Origin of the sequence: Streptomyces sp. NBC_00273 (genome assembly GCF_036178145.1) — a bacterium.
Taxonomy (GTDB): domain Bacteria; phylum Actinomycetota; class Actinomycetes; order Streptomycetales; family Streptomycetaceae; genus Streptomyces.
The window spans coordinates 6295353-6314946 of sequence record NZ_CP108067.1; the positions used below are offsets into that span (position 1 = coordinate 6295353).

Annotated in this window: 17 protein-coding genes and 1 tRNA gene; 12 read left to right on the top strand and 6 right to left on the bottom strand. The window is 73.0% G+C overall.

The genetic code is table 11. The features are described from left to right. Positions 1 to 80: 80 nt before the first annotated feature. Positions 81 to 1364 (bottom strand): phosphoribosyltransferase, encoded by a 1284-nt coding sequence (locus tag OG386_RS27885; protein WP_328790385.1) that lies wholly within the window; start codon positions 1362 to 1364, stop codon positions 81 to 83. Between the two features lie 766 nt (positions 1365 to 2130). Then, positions 2131 to 2206: transfer RNA gene (locus OG386_RS27890), tRNA-Arg, on the bottom strand. 332 nt (positions 2207 to 2538) lie between these two features. On the opposite strand from OG386_RS27890, the gene OG386_RS27895 reads away from it, so the two are divergent. The 5 genes from OG386_RS27895 to OG386_RS27915 all read left to right on the top strand — a co-directional run bounded on the left by OG386_RS27895 (position 2539) and on the right by OG386_RS27915 (position 9509). Next, on the top strand, positions 2539 to 4155 hold the full coding sequence (locus tag OG386_RS27895; protein ID WP_328790386.1) for a dynamin family protein: 1617 nt from the start codon (positions 2539 to 2541) through the stop codon (positions 4153 to 4155). Positions 4156 to 4159: 4 nt separating this feature from the next. Continuing rightward, positions 4160 to 6004, top strand: coding sequence for a GTPase (locus OG386_RS27900; protein ID WP_328790387.1), 1845 nt, complete (start codon positions 4160 to 4162; stop codon positions 6002 to 6004). Positions 6005 to 6126: 122 nt separating this feature from the next. Continuing rightward, entirely contained in the window at positions 6127 to 6534 is a 408-nt protein-coding gene (locus OG386_RS27905) for a single-stranded DNA-binding protein (RefSeq protein WP_328790388.1), read from the top strand. Between the two features lie 203 nt (positions 6535 to 6737). Next, positions 6738 to 7895, top strand: a complete 1158-nt coding sequence (locus tag OG386_RS27910; protein WP_405790717.1) for a thioester domain-containing protein — start codon at positions 6738 to 6740, stop codon at positions 7893 to 7895. 141 nt (positions 7896 to 8036) lie between these two features. Then, positions 8037 to 9509 (top strand): bifunctional phosphatase PAP2/diacylglycerol kinase family protein, encoded by a 1473-nt coding sequence (locus OG386_RS27915; RefSeq protein WP_328790390.1) that lies wholly within the window; start codon positions 8037 to 8039, stop codon positions 9507 to 9509. 43 nt (positions 9510 to 9552) lie between these two features. Here OG386_RS27915 and OG386_RS27920 read toward each other — a convergent pair whose 3' ends face one another. Beyond that, complete coding sequence (locus tag OG386_RS27920) at positions 9553 to 10113, bottom strand: hypothetical protein (RefSeq protein WP_328790391.1); 561 nt, start codon at positions 10111 to 10113, stop codon at positions 9553 to 9555. A gap of 446 nt (positions 10114 to 10559) precedes the next feature. On the opposite strand from OG386_RS27920, the gene ettA reads away from it, so the two are divergent. From ettA to OG386_RS27935, 3 genes are read left to right on the top strand one after another with little or no spacing between them, the layout of a single operon-like run. Continuing rightward, the gene (ettA, locus tag OG386_RS27925; RefSeq protein ID WP_328790392.1) at positions 10560 to 12224 is read left to right on the top strand and encodes an energy-dependent translational throttle protein EttA; all 1665 of its coding nucleotides are present in this window, start codon (positions 10560 to 10562) and stop codon (positions 12222 to 12224) included. Positions 12225 to 12234: 10 nt separating this feature from the next. After that, positions 12235 to 12741, top strand: a complete 507-nt coding sequence (locus OG386_RS27930; RefSeq protein WP_328790393.1) for an acyl-CoA thioesterase — start codon at positions 12235 to 12237, stop codon at positions 12739 to 12741. Continuing rightward, the gene (locus tag OG386_RS27935) at positions 12738 to 13451 is read left to right on the top strand and encodes a hypothetical protein (RefSeq protein ID WP_328790394.1); all 714 of its coding nucleotides are present in this window, start codon (positions 12738 to 12740) and stop codon (positions 13449 to 13451) included. Before OG386_RS27930 ends, OG386_RS27935 begins: the two co-directional genes overlap by 4 nt. 48 nt (positions 13452 to 13499) lie before the next feature. Here the strand turns inward: OG386_RS27935 and OG386_RS27940 are convergent, their stop codons facing one another. After that, entirely contained in the window at positions 13500 to 13904 is a 405-nt protein-coding gene (locus tag OG386_RS27940) for a globin (protein WP_030715938.1), read from the bottom strand. 104 nt (positions 13905 to 14008) lie between these two features. Between OG386_RS27940 and OG386_RS27945 the strand changes: the two genes are divergently transcribed. The 4 genes from OG386_RS27945 (at position 14009) to OG386_RS27960 (ending at position 17965) form a co-directional block, all read left to right on the top strand. Then, the gene (locus tag OG386_RS27945; protein ID WP_328790395.1) at positions 14009 to 14998 is read left to right on the top strand and encodes a methyltransferase domain-containing protein; all 990 of its coding nucleotides are present in this window, start codon (positions 14009 to 14011) and stop codon (positions 14996 to 14998) included. Positions 14999 to 15131: 133 nt separating this feature from the next. After that, positions 15132 to 15755 (top strand): AAA family ATPase, encoded by a 624-nt coding sequence (locus OG386_RS27950; RefSeq protein ID WP_328790396.1) that lies wholly within the window; start codon positions 15132 to 15134, stop codon positions 15753 to 15755. After that, positions 15752 to 16411: a guanylate kinase gene (locus OG386_RS27955; protein WP_328790397.1), complete on the top strand. Its 660-nt coding sequence runs from the start codon at positions 15752 to 15754 to the stop codon at positions 16409 to 16411. The genes OG386_RS27950 and OG386_RS27955 overlap by 4 nt, the downstream gene beginning before the upstream one ends. A gap of 57 nt (positions 16412 to 16468) precedes the next feature. Further along, positions 16469 to 17965 carry a hypothetical protein gene (locus OG386_RS27960; RefSeq protein ID WP_328790398.1) on the top strand — a complete coding sequence of 499 codons (1497 nt, stop codon included), beginning with the start codon at positions 16469 to 16471 and terminating at the stop codon, positions 17963 to 17965. Positions 17966 to 17994: 29 nt separating this feature from the next. Here the strand turns inward: OG386_RS27960 and OG386_RS27965 are convergent, their stop codons facing one another. Together OG386_RS27965 and OG386_RS27970 are read right to left on the bottom strand one after the other, a co-directional pair. Further along, complete coding sequence (locus OG386_RS27965; RefSeq protein WP_328790399.1) at positions 17995 to 18669, bottom strand: DUF1932 domain-containing protein; 675 nt, start codon at positions 18667 to 18669, stop codon at positions 17995 to 17997. A gap of 189 nt (positions 18670 to 18858) precedes the next feature. Then, entirely contained in the window at positions 18859 to 19509 is a 651-nt protein-coding gene (locus OG386_RS27970; RefSeq protein ID WP_328790400.1) for an HAD family hydrolase, read from the bottom strand. Positions 19510 to 19594 lie beyond the last annotated feature (85 nt).

Genomic DNA, 19594 nt, shown 5'->3' on the forward strand with positions numbered 1-19594 from the left:
CGTCGCGCGTGCCGCGGCTGCCGCGCCACCGCTGCCGTCACCTGTTGCCGCCGTAGAAGAGCCCGGCCGGCCGGGCTCTTCTACGGCGGCAACAGGTGACGGGTGAACCAGTCGCGGGCCAGGCCGGCCACCTCGTCCAGGGCTCCCGGCTCCTCGAAGAGGTGGGTGGCCCCCGGGACGACCTCCAGCCGGTTCTCGCAGCGCAGCTCGCGCTGGGCCCGCCGGTTGAGGTCGAGCACCGTCGAGTCCCGGCCCCCCACGATCAGCAGCGTGGGGGCCCGTACGGCGGCGAGCCGCGCACCGGCCAGGTCCGGGCGACCACCGCGGGACACCACGGCGCCGATCTCGGCGCCCGGCTCCCCGGCCGCCCACAGCGCCGCCGCGGCCCCGGTGCTCGCCCCGAACCAGCCCGTCGGGAGGAGCTCGCGGCGGCGCAGCCAGGCGGTGGCGGCCGCGAGCCGCCCGGCCAGGGTCTCTATGTCGAAGACGTTGGCCCGGTCGGCCTCCTCGTCGGGCGTGAGCAGGTCGAGGAGCAGGGTGGCGAGGCCCGCCCGGTTGAGGTCGGCAGCCACCGACCGGTTGCGCGGGCTGTGGCGGCTGCTTCCGGAGCCGTGCGCGAACACCACGACCGCCCCGACGCCCTCCGGCAGGGCGAGGTCCCCGGCCAGGACGAGGCCGCCGGCTTCCACCTCGACCTCGACGGCCCGGACGGGCGGGCGGTTGACGGGGTCGGCTGCCGCCCGCGCCAGCAGGAAGACGACCTCCTCGTCCTGGGTCTGGGAGAAGTCCTGGTACCACTCGCCGACGGCCCGGAAGGCCTGCGGCGTGGCCAGGCACACCACCTCGTCGGCCGCGGAGCCCAGCCGTGCGACCGCGTCCGGCGGGGCCACCGGAACGGCCAGCACCACGCGCGCCGCGCCCTGCGCCCGTGCGACCTCGCACGCGGCGACGGCCGTGGCCCCGGTCGCGATCCCGTCGTCCACGACGATCACGGTCCGACCCTTGACGGGCACCCGCGGCCGGTCCCCGCGGAACCTGGTGGCCTGCCGGGCGAGCTCCGCCGCCTCGGCGCGCTCGACCGCCTCGATGTCCTGCGGTCCCAGGCGGCTGCCGCGGACGATGTCCTCGCTGAGGACGCGTACGCCGCCCTCGCCGATGGCGCCGAAGCCCAGCTCGCGGTGGTAGGGGACGCCGAGCTTGCGCACCACGATCACATCGAGCGGGGCGCCGAGCGCGCGGGCCACCCGGTAGGCGACCGGGACCCCGCCGCGGGGCAGGCCCAGTACGACGGGATCCTCCCCCTTCAGGTACTGGAGCGCTTCGGCGAGCCGCTCGCCGGCCTCCGCGCGATGGGTGAACAGCACGACGGCTCACCCCCAACCCAGGGGAGACGGAAACCACGTACCCATCTCCTTCGACGCAACCGCATCCCAGGCCTTCCCGCAAGTCGGTCGGGGCGTGACGGAAGCCCGCCCGAAGACCCCGCCCGAAGACCCCGCCCGAAGAGCTCGGCCGGAGAACCGGCCCGCGAGGCCGACGCCCACGACCGTGCCCTCCGTACCGGTCGCCGGTCGCCGGTCGCCGGTCGCCGGTCCCGGACAGGAGGCCGATGGCGGCCGGCGACCTCGCGCTCCCGCGCCCGGTCGTACGCGACCGGCTCCGGGTCCCGCTCCACGGTGCCGCGGGCCGCCGTGCCGGGGAACACCGACGCCCCGCGGGCGAGGGCGCGCCCGGCCTCGCCCAGCAGCTCCCAACTCCGTTCGACGACCGGAAGCCGCCGCCCCGGTGCGGGCGGCCGGACCGTGGTCGAACTCATCGCGGAACGGCGTGACATGGGCGCTTCCCGGCACCTGGGGGTGAGGGTCGACGCCGATTTGCGGCGCCCGCCCCGCGCCGCAGCGGCTCGTGGACCGTCAGCGCCTCCGGCCGGCCGCGGCGGCCAACACGTCGGTGTGACCGCCCAGTCGGAGCTCCGCGTCGAACCGGCGCACGCCCACGCCCTCGGAGCGGACCGGCATCCTGGTAGCCCGCTGCGGTCAGTCCTTACCGCAGCGCTACGAAGCGCTCCCTAGGCTGCTCCGACCTACACGAAAGCCCTCCGCGGAGGGAGGGCTTCGAGTGGTGCGGAAGTGGTGCCCCCGGCAGGACTCGAACCTGCGGCCAAGTGCTTAGAAGGCACCTGCTCTATCCACTGAGCTACGGGGGCCGGAAGGCGGCCTTGGTGGGCCTGGAGCCCCCGGTGGGGGTGGGGCTGCGGTCCATGCCGGATCAAGGATAGGGCTCCGGTTGCCTTGTCCCGGTTGCTTCACTCGCGAGCCACGATGTGGAGGTTCGGTGAAGCGGTCCCGATAATCGCAGGCAGGTGCGATTCTCGCATCGCTTTTGCGCCGCGACGCCCCTGGTGTTGTGCACTCGTTATGCCTGCGCCCCACTCGTCCGTCGTGCCCAGAATGTCTCACTGGAGTCGCCGTCGGCGCGCAGAGGACGTATAAGCTTCAAAAATGGTCCTAAATTGGGCATTCTTCGCATGTGGTGACCTTGGATGTTCGGCCTCAGCTGCTCGATGCCCTGTCCGCCCTGCGCGACCGGGTCGCGTCCGTGCGTCTGCCGCTGCCCCTGCCCGGCGCTCCACGCGCCCGCCAAACCAGAGCCGAGCTGCTCGCGCAGCTCGACGACTACCTCGTACCCCGGCTGAAGGCGCCCGAGGCGCCGATGCTCGCCGTCGTCGGCGGATCCACCGGGGCCGGTAAGTCCACCCTCGTCAACTCCCTCGTCGGCCGACAGGTCAGCGAAGCCGGGGTGCTGCGCCCGACCACGCGTACACCGGTGCTCGTCTGTCATCCGGACGACCACCACTGGTTCGCCGGCATGCGCGTACTGCCCGACCTGATGCGGGTCTGGGTGCCGCACGGGGAAGAAGAGGTGACTCCCGCCGCCAGATCCCGGGCCCGCGACCGCGGACCGGCCGACAGCCACGCGACCCGCGAGATGCGGATCGAGACGGTTTCCAGCCTGCCGCGCGGGCTCGCCATCCTCGACGCCCCCGACATCGACTCCCTCGTGGTCGAGAACCGGACCCTCGCCGCCCAACTCATCTGCGCCGCCGACGTCTGGGTGATGGTCACCACCGCCTCGCGGTACGCCGACGCCGTCCCCTGGCACCTGCTGCGCACCGCCAAGCAGTACAGGGCCACCCTCATCACCGTCCTCGACCGGGTCCCGCACCAGGTGCTCGCCGAGGTCTCGCGGCAGTACGGGGCCCTGCTCACCAAGGCCGGGCTGGGCGACGTACCGCGGTTCACCGTCCCGGAGCTGCCCGAGTCCACCGGCGGGGGCGGGCTGCTGCCGGCCAGCGCCGTCGCCCCGCTGTTCGCCTGGCTCGCCCACCACGCGCAGGACCCGGCCGCCCGGCAGTACGCCGTCGGGCGCACCGCGCTCGGCGCGCTGGACTCGCTGAAGCGCCGGATGCCGGAGCTCGCCTCCGCCGTCGCCGCCCAGCACGCCGCCGCCGTACGGCTGACCTCGGCCGTCGAGGACGCGTACAAACGGGAGGGCAAGCGGGTCCGGGGTCGCCTCGACCACGGCGCCGTACTGGCCGGGGACGCCCTGACCCGGTGGCGCGGCTACCCGCTCGACACGAGCGCCGACGAACTGCTGGAGTCGCTCTCCGAATCCCTCGCCGCGCTCCTCCAGTGCGCCGTCGCCGCCGCCGACGAGCGCATCGCCGAGGCCTGGCGGCGCGAGCCGGCCGCCGGCGCGCTCTCGCTGCCCGCGCCCGACCGGGAGGCGGGCGAGCGCATCGGCATGGCCGTACGCCGCTGGCGGCGGGTCCTGGAGGAACTCGCCGAAGAGGAGGTGGCCAAGAGCGACAGGCAGCCCGCACCCGAACCCGACGGCGTGGCCGCCCTGCTCGTCGCCGCCCTGCTCGGCGGCAAACGGGCCCGGCCCGCGGGGGAGAAGCTCGCCGAACGGATCGGCGCTCAGGCCGCCCTGCGGCTGCGCGACCGGGGCGGGGAGCTGGTCGGCGACCACCTCGACCAGGTGCTGCGTGCCGAACGCGACCGCCGGCTCGCCCCGCTGGAGGCGCTCGAAGTGACCCCGGAACCACAGGCCGAGCTGATTGCCGCGCTGTCCGTACTGCAGAAGGAGAGGTGACGCGGTGACCGCCCTGACCGACCGTACCGACGACCGCTGGGACGACGGACTCATCGCGCGCTCGCGCCCCCGGGCCCTCGACGGCGACCAGGACGAGGAGGGGTACGAGGGCGATGAGCGCGACGAGGCCCTCGTGCGGGCCGTCTCCGGCGCCGGCAGCGACGGCGGCAAGTCGACCGCGCCCCCGCTCAGCCCCGAGGGACAGGCCCTGAGGCTGCGCCTCGACGCACTGCGCCAGTTGGTCGGGCTCTCCCGGACCAGGCTCGACGGAAAGACCCTCGCCGAGGCCGGTCGGGTCCTGGACGAGGCGGCCGCGCGCCGCGGGCTGTCACCCCAGCACACGGTCGTCGCGATCGCCGGAGCCACTGGAAGCGGCAAGTCCACTCTCTTCAATTCACTCGCCGGTGTGCAGATCTCCGAGATGGGGCTGCGCCGCCCGACCACCGCCGCGCCCATCGCGTGCAGCTGGTCGGACGGAGCCGCCGGCCTGCTGGACCGGTTGGAGATCCCTGGGCGGCTGCGGCGCCGGCCCCGCGAGACCTCGGAGGCGGAGGCGCTGCGCGGGATGGTCCTCGTCGACCTGCCCGACCTGGACTCGGCGGTCGGCGCGCACCGGGACCACGTGGACCGGGTGCTGGCACTGGTCGACGCCGTGGTGTGGGTGGTGGATCCGGAGAAGTACGCGGACGCCGTGCTGCACGAGCGGTACCTGAGACCGCTCGCCGGGCACGCGGAGGTGACCTTCGTCGTCCTCAACCAGGTGGACCGGCTGCCCGGGGAGGCCGCCGACCTCGTACTGGACGACCTGCGCCGGCTCCTCGACGAGGACGGCATCGCCCTCGGCGAGCACGGCGAGCCCGGTGCCACCGTCCTCGGGCTGTCCGCACTCACCGGGGAGGGCGTGGGGGAACTGCGAGAGCTCCTCGGACAGTTCACCCAGGAGAAGGGTGCGGCCACCCGGCGGATCTCCGCCGACGTCGACCGCGCGGCCGGGCGGCTGCGACCGCTGTACGTGGCGGACGGGCACACCGGGCCGGAGATCGGGGAGGCGGCGCGCGCCGAGTTCGAGGACCGGCTCGCCGAGGCGGTCGGGGCGTACGCGGCCGGGCTCGCCGCCGAACGTGCGTGGCGGCGCAATGCCGGAAAGGCGTGCGGGACGCCGTGGCTGCGGCTGTGGCGCTGGTACGAGGGCCGCCGCGCGCCGCGCACCCTGGCGGGCTTGGCCGCCCTCGCGGTGATCGGCGGGCGCGGCCAGGTCATCGCCGAGGCCCCGGTCGAGCAGGAGGTGACCGCACGTCAGCGGGTGGAGCAGGCCGTGCGGGCGGTCGCCGACGAGGCGGTGTCCGGGCTGCCCGAGCCGTGGGCGCAGGCGGTCCGGGAGACCGCGGTGCGCGGCGCCGACGGGCTGCCGGAGGCGCTGGACGAGATCGCGGTGACCCTCGGGGCGGCGGTGGCGGTACCGAGCGTCAAACCGCCGCGGCCCACGTGGTGGCCGGCGGCCGTGCTGGGGCAGGCGGCGATGACCCTGCTGCAGATCTTCGGCGGGCTGTGGTTGGTCGGGCAGATCGTCGGGGTCCTGGAGCCGCGGCTGATGCCGCCGGTGCTGCTGATGGTGGCGGGCATCATCGGCGGGCCGCTCGTGGAGTGGTCCTGCTCGATCGCGGCCCGGGGTCCGGCGCGCAGGTACGGGCAGGACGCGGAGCGCCGACTGCGGCAGGCGGCGGCCGGGTGCGGCAGGGCCCGGGTGTTGGAGCCGGTCGCGGCGGAGCTGCTGCGCTACCGGGAGGTGCGGGAGCAGTACGCCACGGTGGCCGCAGGGGGGAGCAGGTTGTCCACAACCCGGCAGTAATCCACAGGCCGGAGCGGGGATCGGCGGCCTGCCCCAGCATGGTTCGTACCGCGTACGGATGGCCCGTACGGCTGGTCCGTGCGGATCCGCACGGACCGCGACCATGGGGGAGGGCGGCCGGGATGTACGACACCCAGGTGACGCTGGTGGGTTATGTGGCGACGCAGATCGACTACAAGGAGACGGTGAACGGGCCGGCGGCGCGGTTCCGCTTCGCGGTGACGCCGAGGTACTTCGACCGGCGCAAGGACGCTTGGACGGACGGGACCACCAGCTTCTACACGGTGTGGGCGCGGCGGGCGCTCGCCGTGAACCTCGCCGGTTCCGTATCCGTCGGCGAGCCGTTGGTGGTGCACGGGCGGCTGCGGGTGCGGGACGACCCGCCCGACGGAGAGGGCAACCGGTGGTTCTCCGCGGAGATCGACGCGACGGCCATCGGTCACGACCTGAACCGCGGGACCGCCGCCTTCCGGCGGGTGGTGCGGACGGACACGCCGCTGATGGGCACTCAGAAGGCGGCGGTGGTATGAGTGTTCGAGGCGGATAGGATTCCCCGGTACTCACGGGCACCTGGGTCATTGGCCCGAAGGGGAAGACTGTGTCGATTGCCGTTCCCGCATCCTCCGCTCCCGATTCCACTCCTGCGTCTGGGCTTGAGCCCGTTCCGGCTCCAGCTCCGGCCCCGGTTCCTCTCGAACCTCCCGCCGCGGTACGGGGCTCCGCGCGCCGGCCGCTGGCGGTGGCCCTGCTGGCGGCGGCCCTCGCCACCGCTCCCGCGGCGCGGGCGGCCGCCGACTCCGGCCCGGTGGCCCCCAGGTCAGCCGAGGGTGCGAGCGCCGTGCTGGACGGGCTGAAGACGTTCGGGCTGGCGGTCCTGCGGTCCGGTGACGGCTCGGTCCGGCAGATCCCGGCCGGGCTGTTCGAGATGCGGGTCGACGGCGGCGGGATGCTCCAGACGTACGGGGTCGGCGTGACGGGCAACGCCCAGCCCCAGGCCCGGTACACCGAGAGCGCCTGGAGCGTCAGCCCGCTCGCCGGCAACCGGGAGGCGGGCCGGATCCGCTGGGTCCTGGAACACTCCTACCCGCAGCACAACGATCTGGCCGGGCTCGCCAAGGCGGCCGGGGCCGGGGCCCTCACGGCGCAGAGCGCGGCCGCCGGGACCCAGGTGGCGATCTGGCGGCTGGCGGACGGAGCGCAGGTCGAGGCCGCGGACCCGGCGGCCGAGAAACTGGCCGACTACCTACAGCGGGCCGCCGGGCAGCTGCCGGAGCCGCCGGCCTCGCTCGGGCTGGACCCCGGCGACGTGTCGGGAGCGGTGGGCACCCGGCTCGGCCCGGTGACCGTGCGGACCGGGGCGCCGAGCGTGTCGGTCATCCCGGACGCGGCGGCCGTCGCGATGGGGGTGCGGGTGGTGGACGCCGAGGGGCAGCCGCTGACCACCGCCGCCAACGGGAGCCGGCTGTACTTCGAGGTGCCCGCGGGCACCCCCGACGGGACGGCCTCGGTCACCGTCCAGGGCACGACCAAGGTGCCGGTCGGGCGGGTCTTCACCGGCGAGCTGCTGGCCCACGCCCAGATCGTGGCCGGATCCAGCGAGTCCGCGGCCACCGCCACGGCCACGGCGGTCTGGCCGCAGCCCCCGGCGACGGCGGTGGAAGCCACCCCGGGCGATGCCCCGGGGGCCGGTTCCGGCTCGGCGGCCGAGGTACTGGGCGAGCGGTCCGCAGCCGTTGCGACGACCTCCCCGGACGAGGAGCGGCTGGCGACCAGCGGCAGCTCGGCGGCCACTCCGGTCATCGCCTCCCTGGCGGTGGGCCTGGTGGTCCTGGGCGGCCTGGTGGTGCTGCTGCTCCGCAAGCGCCCGCAGGACGAAGAGGACACGCCCTGAGGCACCGGAGGAGACGAGGGCACGAGGGCGCGAGGAAACGAGGGCACGACGACACGCCCTGAGGGACCGAGGGAACGGGTCCGATGGGCCGGGTGGGCGCGCGGACCGGTTCGGATCCGCCGCCCGGGGTAGGGGCAGAAGATGGCTGATCAAGAACTGACCTGGTCCGGCACCTTCGCCCGGTGGGACCGCCGGGTGTTCGACGCGGTGGCCCGGCGGCACTGGCCCGGGGCCGACCGGGTGCTGCCGCGGCTCGGCCGGGCCGCGAACCACGGGGTGCTGTGGGGCGGGGCCGCCGCGGCGATCGCGGTCTTCGGGTCGGCCGGCGCCCGCAAGGCCGCCGTGCGCGGGGTCGCCTCGCTGGCACTGGCCTCCGCGACCATCAACACCGTCGGCAAGTGGTCCGTACGCCGGCCGCGGCCGCTGCTGCAAGGCGTGCCCCTGAACCGGCAGCTGGCCACGCAGCCGCAGACCACATCCTTCCCGTCCGGGCACTCCGCGTCGGCCTTCGCCTTCGCCACCGGGGTGGCGCTGGCCTCCCCGGGCTGGGGAGCCGTCATGGCCCCGGTCGCCGCGTCCGTGGCGTTCTCCCGCGTCTACACCGGGGTGCACTACCCCTCCGACGTACTGGTGGGCGCGTCACTGGGGGTGGCCGCCGGGTTCGTCGTGCGCCGCCTCGCGCGCGACGCGCAGGAGGCCCGGGTCGTGCCGGGCGATGAGCGGACGGCCGCCGGGGCCCCCGCGCTGCCCGACGGGGCCGGGCTCACCGTGGTGGTCAACACCGGGTCCGGGACGGCCGCAGAGGGCCTCGACGCGCTGCGCACCCGCCTGCCCGCGGCCGAGGTGATCGAGTGCGAGGGCCCGGAACTGCCCGCCACGCTCGCGAAGGCGGCCTCGCGGGCCACCGTGCTCGGGGTCTGCGGTGGCGACGGCACGGTCAACGCGGCCGCCACCGCCGCACTGGGAGCCGGGGTGCCGCTGGCCGTGTTCCCCGGCGGCACCCTCAACCACTTCGCGCTGGACCTCGGCCTCGCCGGAGCCGAGGCGACGTGCGAGGCCGTGGCGCAGGGCCAGGCCGTCCGCGTCGGCGTGGGCCGCTTCTCCCCGGGGCCCGGCGGCGAGAGCGGCTACTTCCTGAACAACTTCAGCATCGGCGCCTATCCGGAACTGCTGGGCCACCGACTGCGCTGGGCCCCGCGCATCGGCGGCGGCCCGGCCGCGCTGCTGGCGGCCTGGCGGGTCCTGCGCTCCCAGCGGCCCGTGCGGCTGAGGCTGGCCGGGCGGCCCCGGAGCGTATGGCTGCTCTTCGCGGGCAACGGCACCTACCACGGCACCGGCCCCACCCCCCGCCGCCGCGACAGTCTCGGCGAGGGCCTGCTGGACCTGCGGCTCGTCCACGGCGGCGGCCGCCCCGGCCCCCGGCTCCTGGCCGCCGCCTTCACGGGCCCGCTGAGCCGCTCGCCCGTCCACGTGGCCACCCGCCTGCGCAGCCTGCGCATCGGGGACATCCCCGCGGGCACCCCGCTCGCCTACGACGGCGAGTACGCCGAGGCCCCCACCGCCCTCGTCCTCGACCAGCTCCCCGACGCCCTGACCGTCTACCGCCCCCGCTGACCGTCCACCGCCCCGCTGACCGGGTCCGGCCGCCGCGCCCCGGTCACGAGCCGGCCGGCCCCGGATCCACGCCCAGGTCGGCCCGCATGATGCCGCGCATGTCCTTCCAGCGGTCCCCCAGCTGAAGCAGCTCGGCCTGTATCTCCTCGAACGACCAGCCGGGGTGCGGGTCGCCGTCCTCCAGGAGCAGGGTGCGGCTGTACGCGCCGGCCAGGGTCACCGTCATCGCGTCCAGCTCCCGCAGCACCGCGTCCGAAGCGACCATCTGGGCCTCCGCGAAGGCGGTGTGCATGGCGTGCCGCGTCTCCTCCAGATCGGCCCGCGCCTGCGCGGTGACCTCTCCCTTGTGGACGAGCCACAGGTACTTCATGAGCTCGATCCGGTGGCGGCGGTAGCCGGAGTTCGCCGTGACGTAGCACGCCCGCCGCTTCTCCACCTCCGCCACGCGCTGCTCGCGCAGCCACTGGGCGTCGGCCGCCCGCTGCTGCCGTTCGAACTGCTCCGTCTGTACGCGTGCGAGCACGCGCTGCGAGAGGATCGGCGCGAGCAGGGTGCCGGTCACGGCGACGATCGCGCCGGCGAGCGCCAGCAGCGCGTTGTTCACATGTACCTCCGTACGGCCGACGGAGGCCGCGCCCCCGCACTCCCCACCATCCTGCCCGGCCCGGCACCGGCCCCGGGGCTGCGCGGAGGTCGTGAGGGCGCCTCATGCCCCCGGGCGGCCGCCCCGGGGGCAGAGGTGCCGTCGGGCCGGCACCGGAAGGCGGTCTCGATGACGGCGGGGTACTCCCGGCGCAGTCCGACCTCGTACGGGACGGTGAGGGACGACCCACCTGAACGGAAACGCACGACCGGCTCCCGCCGCGGGTCTTCCTCGGGCACGACCGCCGATCTCCCCGAAGGCGATGACCGACAGTGACCGCGGGCCGAGGTTCAGCCTCCGATCGCGCCCCAGGCCAAGGGCGCCTGGCCTACCCATTCGCCCGCGGGTATGGACGTACGGCAAGATGGGGTGTATCTGCCCACCATCGATCTGCCGGACGGTTTCTCTTGGCTGAGTTCATCTACACCATGCGCAAGACGCGCAAGGCGCACGGCGACAAGGTGATTCTTGACGACGTCTTCCTGAACTTCCTGCCCGGCGCGAAGATCGGTGTGGTCGGCCCGAACGGCGCCGGTAAGTCCACCGTTCTCAAGATCATGGCGGGTCTGGAGCAGCCGTCGAACGGTGACGCCTTCCTCTCTCCCGGCTACTCCGTCGGCATCCTCATGCAGGAGCCCAAGCTCGACGAGTCCAAGACCGTGCTCGAGAACGTCGAGGACGGCGTCGGCGAGATCAAGACCAAGCTCAACCGGTTCAACGCGATCGCCGAGGAAATGGCGACGAACTACACCGACGAGCTGATGGAGGAGATGGGCAAGCTCCAGGACGACCTGGACCACGCCAACGCGTGGGACCTGGACGCCCAGCTGGAGCAGGCCATGGACGCCCTGGGCTGCCCGCCCGGCGACTGGCCGGTCACCACCCTCTCCGGTGGTGAGAAGCGCCGCGTGGCCCTCTGCAAGCTGCTGCTGGAGGCCCCCGACCTGCTGCTCCTCGACGAGCCCACCAACCACCTCGACGCCGAGTCCGTGAACTGGCTGGAGCAGCACCTGGCCCAGTACAAGGGCGCCGTCGTGGCCGTCACCCACGACCGGTACTTCCTGAACAACGTCGCCGAGTGGATCCTCGAGCTCGACCGCGGCCGCGCCCACCCGTACGAGGGCAACTACTCCACCTACCTGGAGAAGAAGGCCACCCGCCTCAAGGTCGAGGGCCGCAAGGACGAGAAGCGCCAGAAGCGCCTCAAGGAAGAGCTGGAGTGGGTCCGCTCCAACGCCAAGGGCCGCCAGACCAAGTCCAAGGCCCGCCTCGCCCGCTACGAGGAGATGGCAGCCGAGGCGGACAAGATGCGGAAGCTGGACTTCGAGGAGATCCAGATCCCGCCGGGCCCGCGTCTGGGCTCGATCGTGGTCGAGGTCAACAACCTCACCAAGGCGTTCGGCGACAAGGTCCTCATCGACGACCTGTCCTTCACGCTGCCGCGCAACGGCATCGTCGGCATCATCGGCCCGAACGGCGCCGGCAAGACCACGCTCTTCAAGATGTTCCAGGGCCTGGAGACGCCGGACTCCGGTGCCATCAAGGTCGGCGAGACCGTCAAGATCAGCTACGTCGACCAGTCCCGCGCCAACATCGACCCCAAGAAGACCCTCTGGGCGGTCGTGTCGGACGAGCTGGACTACATCAACGTGGGCCAGGTCGAGATGCCGTCCCGCGCGTACGTCAGCGCCTTCGGCTTCAAGGGCCCGGACCAGCAGAAGCCGGCCGGCGTCCTGTCCGGTGGTGAGCGCAACCGCCTCAACCTGGCGCTGACGCTCAAGGAGGGCGGCAACCTGCTGCTCCTCGACGAGCCCACCAACGACCTCGACGTCGAGACCCTGTCCTCGCTCGAGAACGCGCTCCTGGAGTTCCCCGGTGCGGCCGTGGTCATCTCCCACGACCGTTGGTTCCTGGACCGGGTCGCCACGCACATCCTGGCGTACGAGGGCGAGTCCAAGTGGTACTGGTTCGAGGGCAACTTCGAGTCGTACGAGAAGAACAAGATCGAGCGGCTGGGCCCGGACGCGGCTCGTCCGCACCGTGCCACCTACAAGAAGCTCACCCGAGGCTGAGGTCGCCGTCATGGCCAGACACCACTACCGGTGCCCCTTGCGCTGGGCGGACATGGATGCCTTCGGGCACGTCAACAACGTCGTCTTCCTCCGCTATCTGGAGGAGGCGCGGATCGACTTCATGTTCCGCCTCGCGCCGGGGGAGGGCAGTGAGTCCTTCACGGGCGGGTCCGTCGTGGCCCGTCACGAGATCGACTACAAGCTGCCCCTCGTGCACCGCCACGAGCCCGTCCTCATCGAGTCCTGGGTGACCCGGATAGGCGCCGCGTCCCTGACCATCCGCTACGAGGTCAAGGACGAGGCGACCGAGGACGCGCCCGAGACGGTCTACGTGCGGGCCGAGACGGTGGTCGTGCCCTACAACCTCGCCGCGGGGCGGCCCCGCCGCATCACGGCCGAGGAGAGGCACTTCCTCGAGGAGTACCTCGACGAGCCCGCGACCGGGTCCGCGACCACGGCCGGGTCCGAGACCGGGTCCGAGACCGGCACCGGCCGGGAAGGGCCCCTCGCGGCATGAGCGACCAGTTGCGCTTCGCCGATTCCGGGGAGGCGGCGGACCTCGCCGCCTTCCTGGGCCGGCTGGTGCACTACGACCGCGCCGCCGCCGTACGCCTCCAGGCCGGCGGCGGCGCGCTCGCCGTCTTCGGACGGCCGCCGTCCTTCGACGTCCTGGCCATCCGTACGGTGCGGCTCGCCGCACCCGTCGCCGTGCCGCTGGACTTGACGGTGTCCGCCGGTGAGCTGCTGGAGTCCGTGGACGAAGCCTCGGCCGAGGCCACCGTGCCCGGGCCGGTCACCGGACCGCCCTGGGCCGGCGTGCTCCCGCCCCGCGGCGGCTGGCGACAGGTTCCGGGGCTGCCCGGCCCCGAGGCGATGGGAGCGGCCGTGGCCGCCGCCGTCGCCGAGTTCCGGGCCCGGGACGAGGCCCTGCCCGTGCAGCACCGCACCCGGTCCGAGCGCGACCGCATAGGCCGCGAGATCTGGTCCCGCACCCTGGGTGACACCGAGCTCCCGCTGCGCGCCGTGCACGCCGCGCAGTCCCTGGGCTTCCTGCGGCCGGTACGGGCCGTCGTGCCCGCCCCCGCCCCCCGTCCCGACGCCCCCGCCCCCGTGGCGCTCCTCGCCGCCGGGACCTGGCTGCGGCTGCGCACCCCGTACGGATCCGTCGCCATGCGCCGCCCCGGCGTGACCGGCGGCCTGGGCGCCCTCCAGGTCCGGCCCGTCTGATCGGTCCGGCCTGCCTACCGGTCTGCCCCCGGAAAGTCCGCTGGTCCGCTAGCCCGCCGTGTTGATCATCGAGGCGGCGGCGTACGTCAGGTACTTCCACAGCTGCGCCTCGTGCTCCGGCGCCAGGCCCAGCTCGTCCAGCGCGACCCGCATGTGCCGCAGCCACGCGTCGTGAGCCGCCGCGTCGACCTGGAACGGCGCGTGCCGCATCCGCAGGCGCGGGTGGCCGCGGTGCTGGCTGTAGGTGGTCGGACCACCCCAGTACTGCATCAAGAACAGCGCGAACCGCTCCTCGGCGGGGCCCAGGTCCTCCTCCGGGTACATCGGGCGCAGCAGCGGGTCCTCCGCGACCCCCTCGTAGAAGCGCCGGACGAGGCGGCGGAAGGTGTCCTCGCCGCCCACCTGCTCGTAGAAGGTCTGCTCCTGAAGCGTGCCCCGCGGAATCTCATTCACCCGACCATCGTCTCAGACGCCCGGATCCAGGACCGAGGTCCTAGGACCGTCCCCCGGGCCCGCGCGCGCTCGCACGCGGCGGCCCGGCGCAGGACAGTGGAGGCATGGCCGCACACACCGCGCACACCGAGACCCGGGACCTGCGGGAGACCGCGCACGCCGCCCAGGTGCGGGAGCTGACCGCCGCCGGGGTGCTGGAGGATCCGCGCTGGCGGGCGGCCTTCGCCGCCGTGCCCCGGCACGTGTTCGTCCCGTACTTCTGGACCGGCCGCGGCGCCGGTCACGAGCGGCTGTGGGCCGAGGACCCCGACCCCGAACGCCGGGCCCGCTGGCTCCGCGGGGTCTACGTCGACACCCCGCTGGCGACGCGGATGCGCGACGGCCTGCAGGTCTCCTCCAGCAGTCAGCCGTCCCTGATGGCGAAGATGCTGGCCGCCCTGGACGTGCGCGACGGCGACGACGTCCTGGAGATCGGCGCGGGCACCGGCTACAACGCGGCCCTGCTCTGCCACCGGCTCGGCGAGGAGCACGTCACCACCGTGGACCTGGACGAGGAGATCACCGAGTCCGCGCGGACGCACCTGGCCGAGCTCGGCTACCACCCGGTGGTGGTCACCGGGGACGGGGCGCGCGGCTGCCCCGCCCGTGCCCCCTTCGACCGGATCATGGTGACCTGCACGCTGCCGCTGGTCCCGCACGCCTGGCTCGGCCAGTGCCGGCCGGGGGCGCGCATCCTGGCGCCGCTGTCGACCGGTCTGATCGCGCTGACCGTCCGGGACGCCGGTTTCGCCGAGGGCAACTTCCTGCACACGTCGGCGTACTTCGTCCCGCTGCGCGGGTCCACGGCCGCCCGGCCGCCCGACCTGGCCGGCACGGAGTACGGGCTTCCGTACGAGCTGGTGGAGAACGAGCGCTTCCAGTTCATGCTCGTGCTGACCGCGGGCGCACTGCACCCCCGCGAGGCCCTGGACCTGTGGCGCCGCGAGGGCCGCCCGGCCCGGGAACGCTTCGGAGTCTCGGTCAGCACCGAGGGCCAATGGTCATGGCTGGACGATCCCCAGGGGCCGTACGTGTGGCCCCTGGGGGAGGGATGAATCAGCCGGGGAGCGGACGATGCCCGGTGTCGGTCACGTTTGGCCACGGATAATGAACTCCGGGGTGATGTTGATCAGTTGGCGCTAGAGTTCCGAAGATGGAACGCTCGCGTCACGCCCCGGGGGAGCATCGTTGAGTATCGGTTCGGAGCCCGACGAGCACGGACTCGCGCTCGTCCTCGTCGCTGGATATGCCGGATCCGGCAAATCCGAGGCGGGGAAGATGATGTCGCAGGCGACCGGTTGGCCGCTGTTGGACAAGGACACATTGACGAGGCCGCTCACGGAGTCTTTGTTGTCCCATCTCAACGGTGACCCCGATGACCGGCAGAGCAGCGTCTACGCCGAGAACGTGCGCCCGTTGGAATATGAGTCCCTGATGAAGGCGTGCTGGGAGAACCTCGAGTGCGGGGTGCCGGTGGTCGCCGTGGCGCCTTTCCTCGCCGAGGTCGTCGACGACCAGTGGTACGCCCGGACACGTCGCCACTGTTCGCGTTTGGGTGCCGGCTTGGAGGTGGTGTGGGTGGACAGCGACGCGTCGTCGATGCGTGAGAGGCTCACTTCGCGCAACGCGGCACGGGACACGTGGAAGCTCGCGAACTGGCGGCAGTATCTCGCCTCGATCTCCCTGGAGCGGCGCCCGGTCGGGGAGTTCCACTTCGTCGACAACCGGATCACCGCGATGACACCGCTCGCCGAGCAGGTGGAATCGGTGGCCATGGTCCTTTCCCGTCGATACGGCGAGGCGCTGGCGTGAACGCGAACACGGGGGCGAACGCGCAGGGTGAAGGGAGCCTGGGAGGGGTCGTCCTTTTCGGCCCTCCTACGGCGGGCAAGGACACGGTCAGTGCCGCGCTGACCGACCTGGACGCGCGATACGGCCAGCTGACCAAGATCAAGGTGGGCTCCGGGCGCACCACCGGCTATCGCATGGCCGACAGCGAGGAGCTGGCCGCCCTGCGCGCCGCAGGTCGTGTGGTGCTGGAGACCCGGAGGTACGGCAACACGTACGCCATCGACCGTGACGACCTGGACACGATGACCAGGGCCGGTCGCATTCCGCTCGTGCACATCGGCAGCATGGGGCACCTGCGGAGCTTCACCGGCGCCGTTCGACAGCCGTGGCTGCACGTGCTCCTGTGGGTGCCCCGCGACGTGTGCAAGCAGCGGTCCCGAGGCAGGGGCGACCGGGACACCGGGGACCGGCTCGCCGCATGGGACGAAGCGCTGGCCGATCTGGGCACGGTGCCCGACGGCGAGGAGCCTTTCGATCTCCTGATGCGCACCGACCACACCGACCCGGCCGGGGCCGCCGAGAGCATCGCCCGGGCCCACGCGCACCATCGCGGGGAGCGATACGGGGACGCGAGCCTGGCCGCCTTCCTCGGAGCGGCCGCGACCGCCGAACGGTGAGGTCGCGGGTGCGACGTTGCGCGGCGGCTCGTACATCACGGTGGGGAGGGAGCACACATGGCGACGATCAGCACGCTCGATGCGCTGGCACGTGCGGCGGACCCGGACGCGTCGACAGGTCGGGAGAGGGACCTGACGATCCGGCAGAGGGACATCGACGACCCCCTGGTACTGGATTCGCTCACCGCCGGCAGGCTGGCCCTCCACCGAGTGAACGTGGCGGGGGCGGTCACCCTGCGCTCGTGCGTCATCGAGGAGCTGGTCGTCGACCACTGCACCGCCGATGCCCTACTGGTGAGCAACTCTCGGATCGGCCGGCTTGTCGTTCGCAACACCCCCCGCAACACCGAGGTCGATGTGAGCGAGACGGCCCTCGAGGCTTTAGACGTCCACTCCTGCGGGCCGACGCGCTTCGAGGGCGTGCGCGTGACCGACTCGGTGCAGATCTCGGCGATGCGCGGGCCGGTCCAGCTCAAACGATTGCGGGCGGCCACGCTGGCCCTGCGCAGCCAAGCTGCCGTGGGGCGGCAGCGCCGGCCTCAGGTGTCCCTGGAGAACGTGCACGTCACCGAAACCATCACCCTCGACGACCTGTGGTTGGCCTCCCTCACCCTCGACGAGGTCGACGTCGCCGCCCTGCTGCTGCGACGGGTCCGCGTGGACGCACCCTTCCGCGGTACCGGGGTGCGTTGCCGGGACGGTCTGCGCATCAACGGCATGGTGGTGCCCGCCGAGGCCAGCGCGCTGCTCGACAGCGAGGTCCGGGGTCCGGTGGTGGTCCGGGGCTTGCGCCATGCGGAGACCGTGCCCGCGCAGCGGCGGCAGTCGGCGCCGGACACCGCACCCACCACCGGCGCCGCCGCGGAACTGGTCTTCCGGTCGTCCAGCATCTCCAGCCTCGCCGCCAGCGCCGACGAATCGTCTCCAGTGGTGGTGGAACTCGCGGACACCTCGGTCCGGGCGCTCGCAGTGCCCGTGGGGCCGGCCCGGTACCGGCTGGCGGGGACGAGCAGCGTTCAGGAGGTGGACCTCGGCGATGTGGTCTTCCGGAACGACGAGCACGTCACCGGTTTCCTCGACCGGGTGTTCACCCGGGTGAGCCCCGGGGCCCTGGAGGCGGTGCGGTCCACGCTGACCGGGCGTCGCCGCATGTCGGAGGGCGACCAGTTGTACTACTTCACCCGGCAGCGGGAGGCGGCCGAGGGGCCCCTGCTCCGGCGTCTCGCGGGCCGTGCCCTGCTCGGTGGCGTCCTCGGGTGGGGTGTGAGAGCGCGGAATCCGGCGCGAACCCTGGGCGCCGCCATGCTGTCCACGGCTGTTGCCCTGCATCTCTCCGGTGCGGCACGGGACCCACAGGGTGGCGGCCTCCTCGACCTGGTGGCCGCGGGGAGGGCGCTCGTCCTGGCCTGCGCCCTGTGGCTGAACGTCGGCGTGGGCGCCCCGTCCGAGCTGAAGACGCACGCCTGGACGGCGCTCGCCGTTGGCTGTACCGGCGGTGGCCTGCTCTTCACGACCCTGACCGTGGGCATCGTGATCCGCAAACTGGTGCGCTGACGCCCGCCCTCCTCAGGGGAGCGCGAGCGTCAGCTACGGCCCGGATCGCCGCGCAGCAGCTCCAGGGCTTCCTCAACGGTGAGGGTGGCGTCGCGCGCGCCGTCCCAATGGTCGAGCGTCGAGGCGGCCGCCAGCATCAGCTCGTCGGGGAGGCCCGCATCGGTGAGCAGCGCGGCCGCGTCTGCGAGCTCGGGGCCCCAACGCCACGCACGGGCCGCAGTCTTGGGGATGTAGCTCGTCTCGGTCAGGTAGCTGCCCGTCCGCTTCGCCGCGATGGCCAGGAGCTCATCGCCGACACCGTGCGCCTGCGCGGCGCCGTAGGCCAAGGCGGCCAGGACACGTGACGCCTTCTGGTAGCTGGAGTAGGAGAGTTTGAGGGCGGACGCCGCTCCCACCTCGGTGCCCAGGTCGTGCGTACGGATGTCGGTACCGGCGAAGAGCCGCTCGACCTCGCTCGTACGACCACGTTCCCCGGCGAGGTAGAGCGTCGGACTCTTGCCACCGACGGGCGGGGAGCCGACCACGGCGGCGTCGATCGTCTCCGCGCGCGGCAGGAGGGCGGCGATGCGCCCCGTGCGGCCCGGGGAGATCGCGTTCGCTTCCACGTACGTGCGCCCTGCGAAGCCGTGTGCGGCGACCTGTGCGGCGAGCTCTTCGGCGGCGGCCGGAGGGCAGAGGGACAGGACCACGTCCGCTCGGTCCAAGAGGCCAGAGAAGTCCGCAGGCTCCAGGCCAGCCTGCTCGGCACGCCTTCGCGTCGCGATACTCCGGCCGTTGGGGCACCACAGGACGGTGACCCCCCGTGCGCGCAGTTGTGCGCCGAAAGCGGCCCCCATGCTGCCCGGGTGCAGCAGTCCGACCGTAACGGCTGTTCCTGTCATCGTGTATCCCCTTCAGGCAGTGTGTTCCAGGAGCAGGCGGATGGCCGACAGCGCCGTGGGGGCCGTCAGGTCGGGGACGTGCAGATCCCCCTGCCAGCGGTCGGGGGTGCCGATCCACAAGGTGGCGAGCCCGGCGGAACGCCCGCCCGCGATGTCCTTGACGGGGTCGTTGCCCACCATCCAGCCACCGTCGTGCAGGGTCGCGCCGCAGAGCTCCACAGCGGTGGCGAACAGCCGGGGATCGGGTTTGCGGAGCCCTAGATCCGCCGAGATGCACACGGCGTCGACCCGCTGCGCGATGCCGGTGGCCTCCAGCTTGGCCCGCTGGATGTCGGCGGAGCCGTTCGTTGCGATGCCGATCCGCCAGCCGTGCCCCTTCAGGTCGTCCAGACCGTCCAGCACCTCGTCCGGGCACACGGAGAAGGCCGCCATGTCCGCCAGGTACTCCTGCCACAACGTTCGGGCCGAGGAGGACAGGTCGTGGAGCTCGCGGATCACCGAGAAGTCTGCGGCGCCGGCACGCTCGTCCAGCCGGACGAGGAGCGCGTCCCGCTCATCCGCCGTGAGGCCATGACGGGAGGCGAATCGCGTCAGCGTCGCCTCGAGCGCGCGACGGCGGTCGATGAGCGTGTCGTCGAGGTCGAAGAGGGCGAGGCGCTGCACCCGCGCAGACTAGTACGCGCATCCGGGCCGTTCGCCCGGCGGGGACCGCCGGGCCCCGGTGGAGGCCCGGCGGTCGTGGATCGCA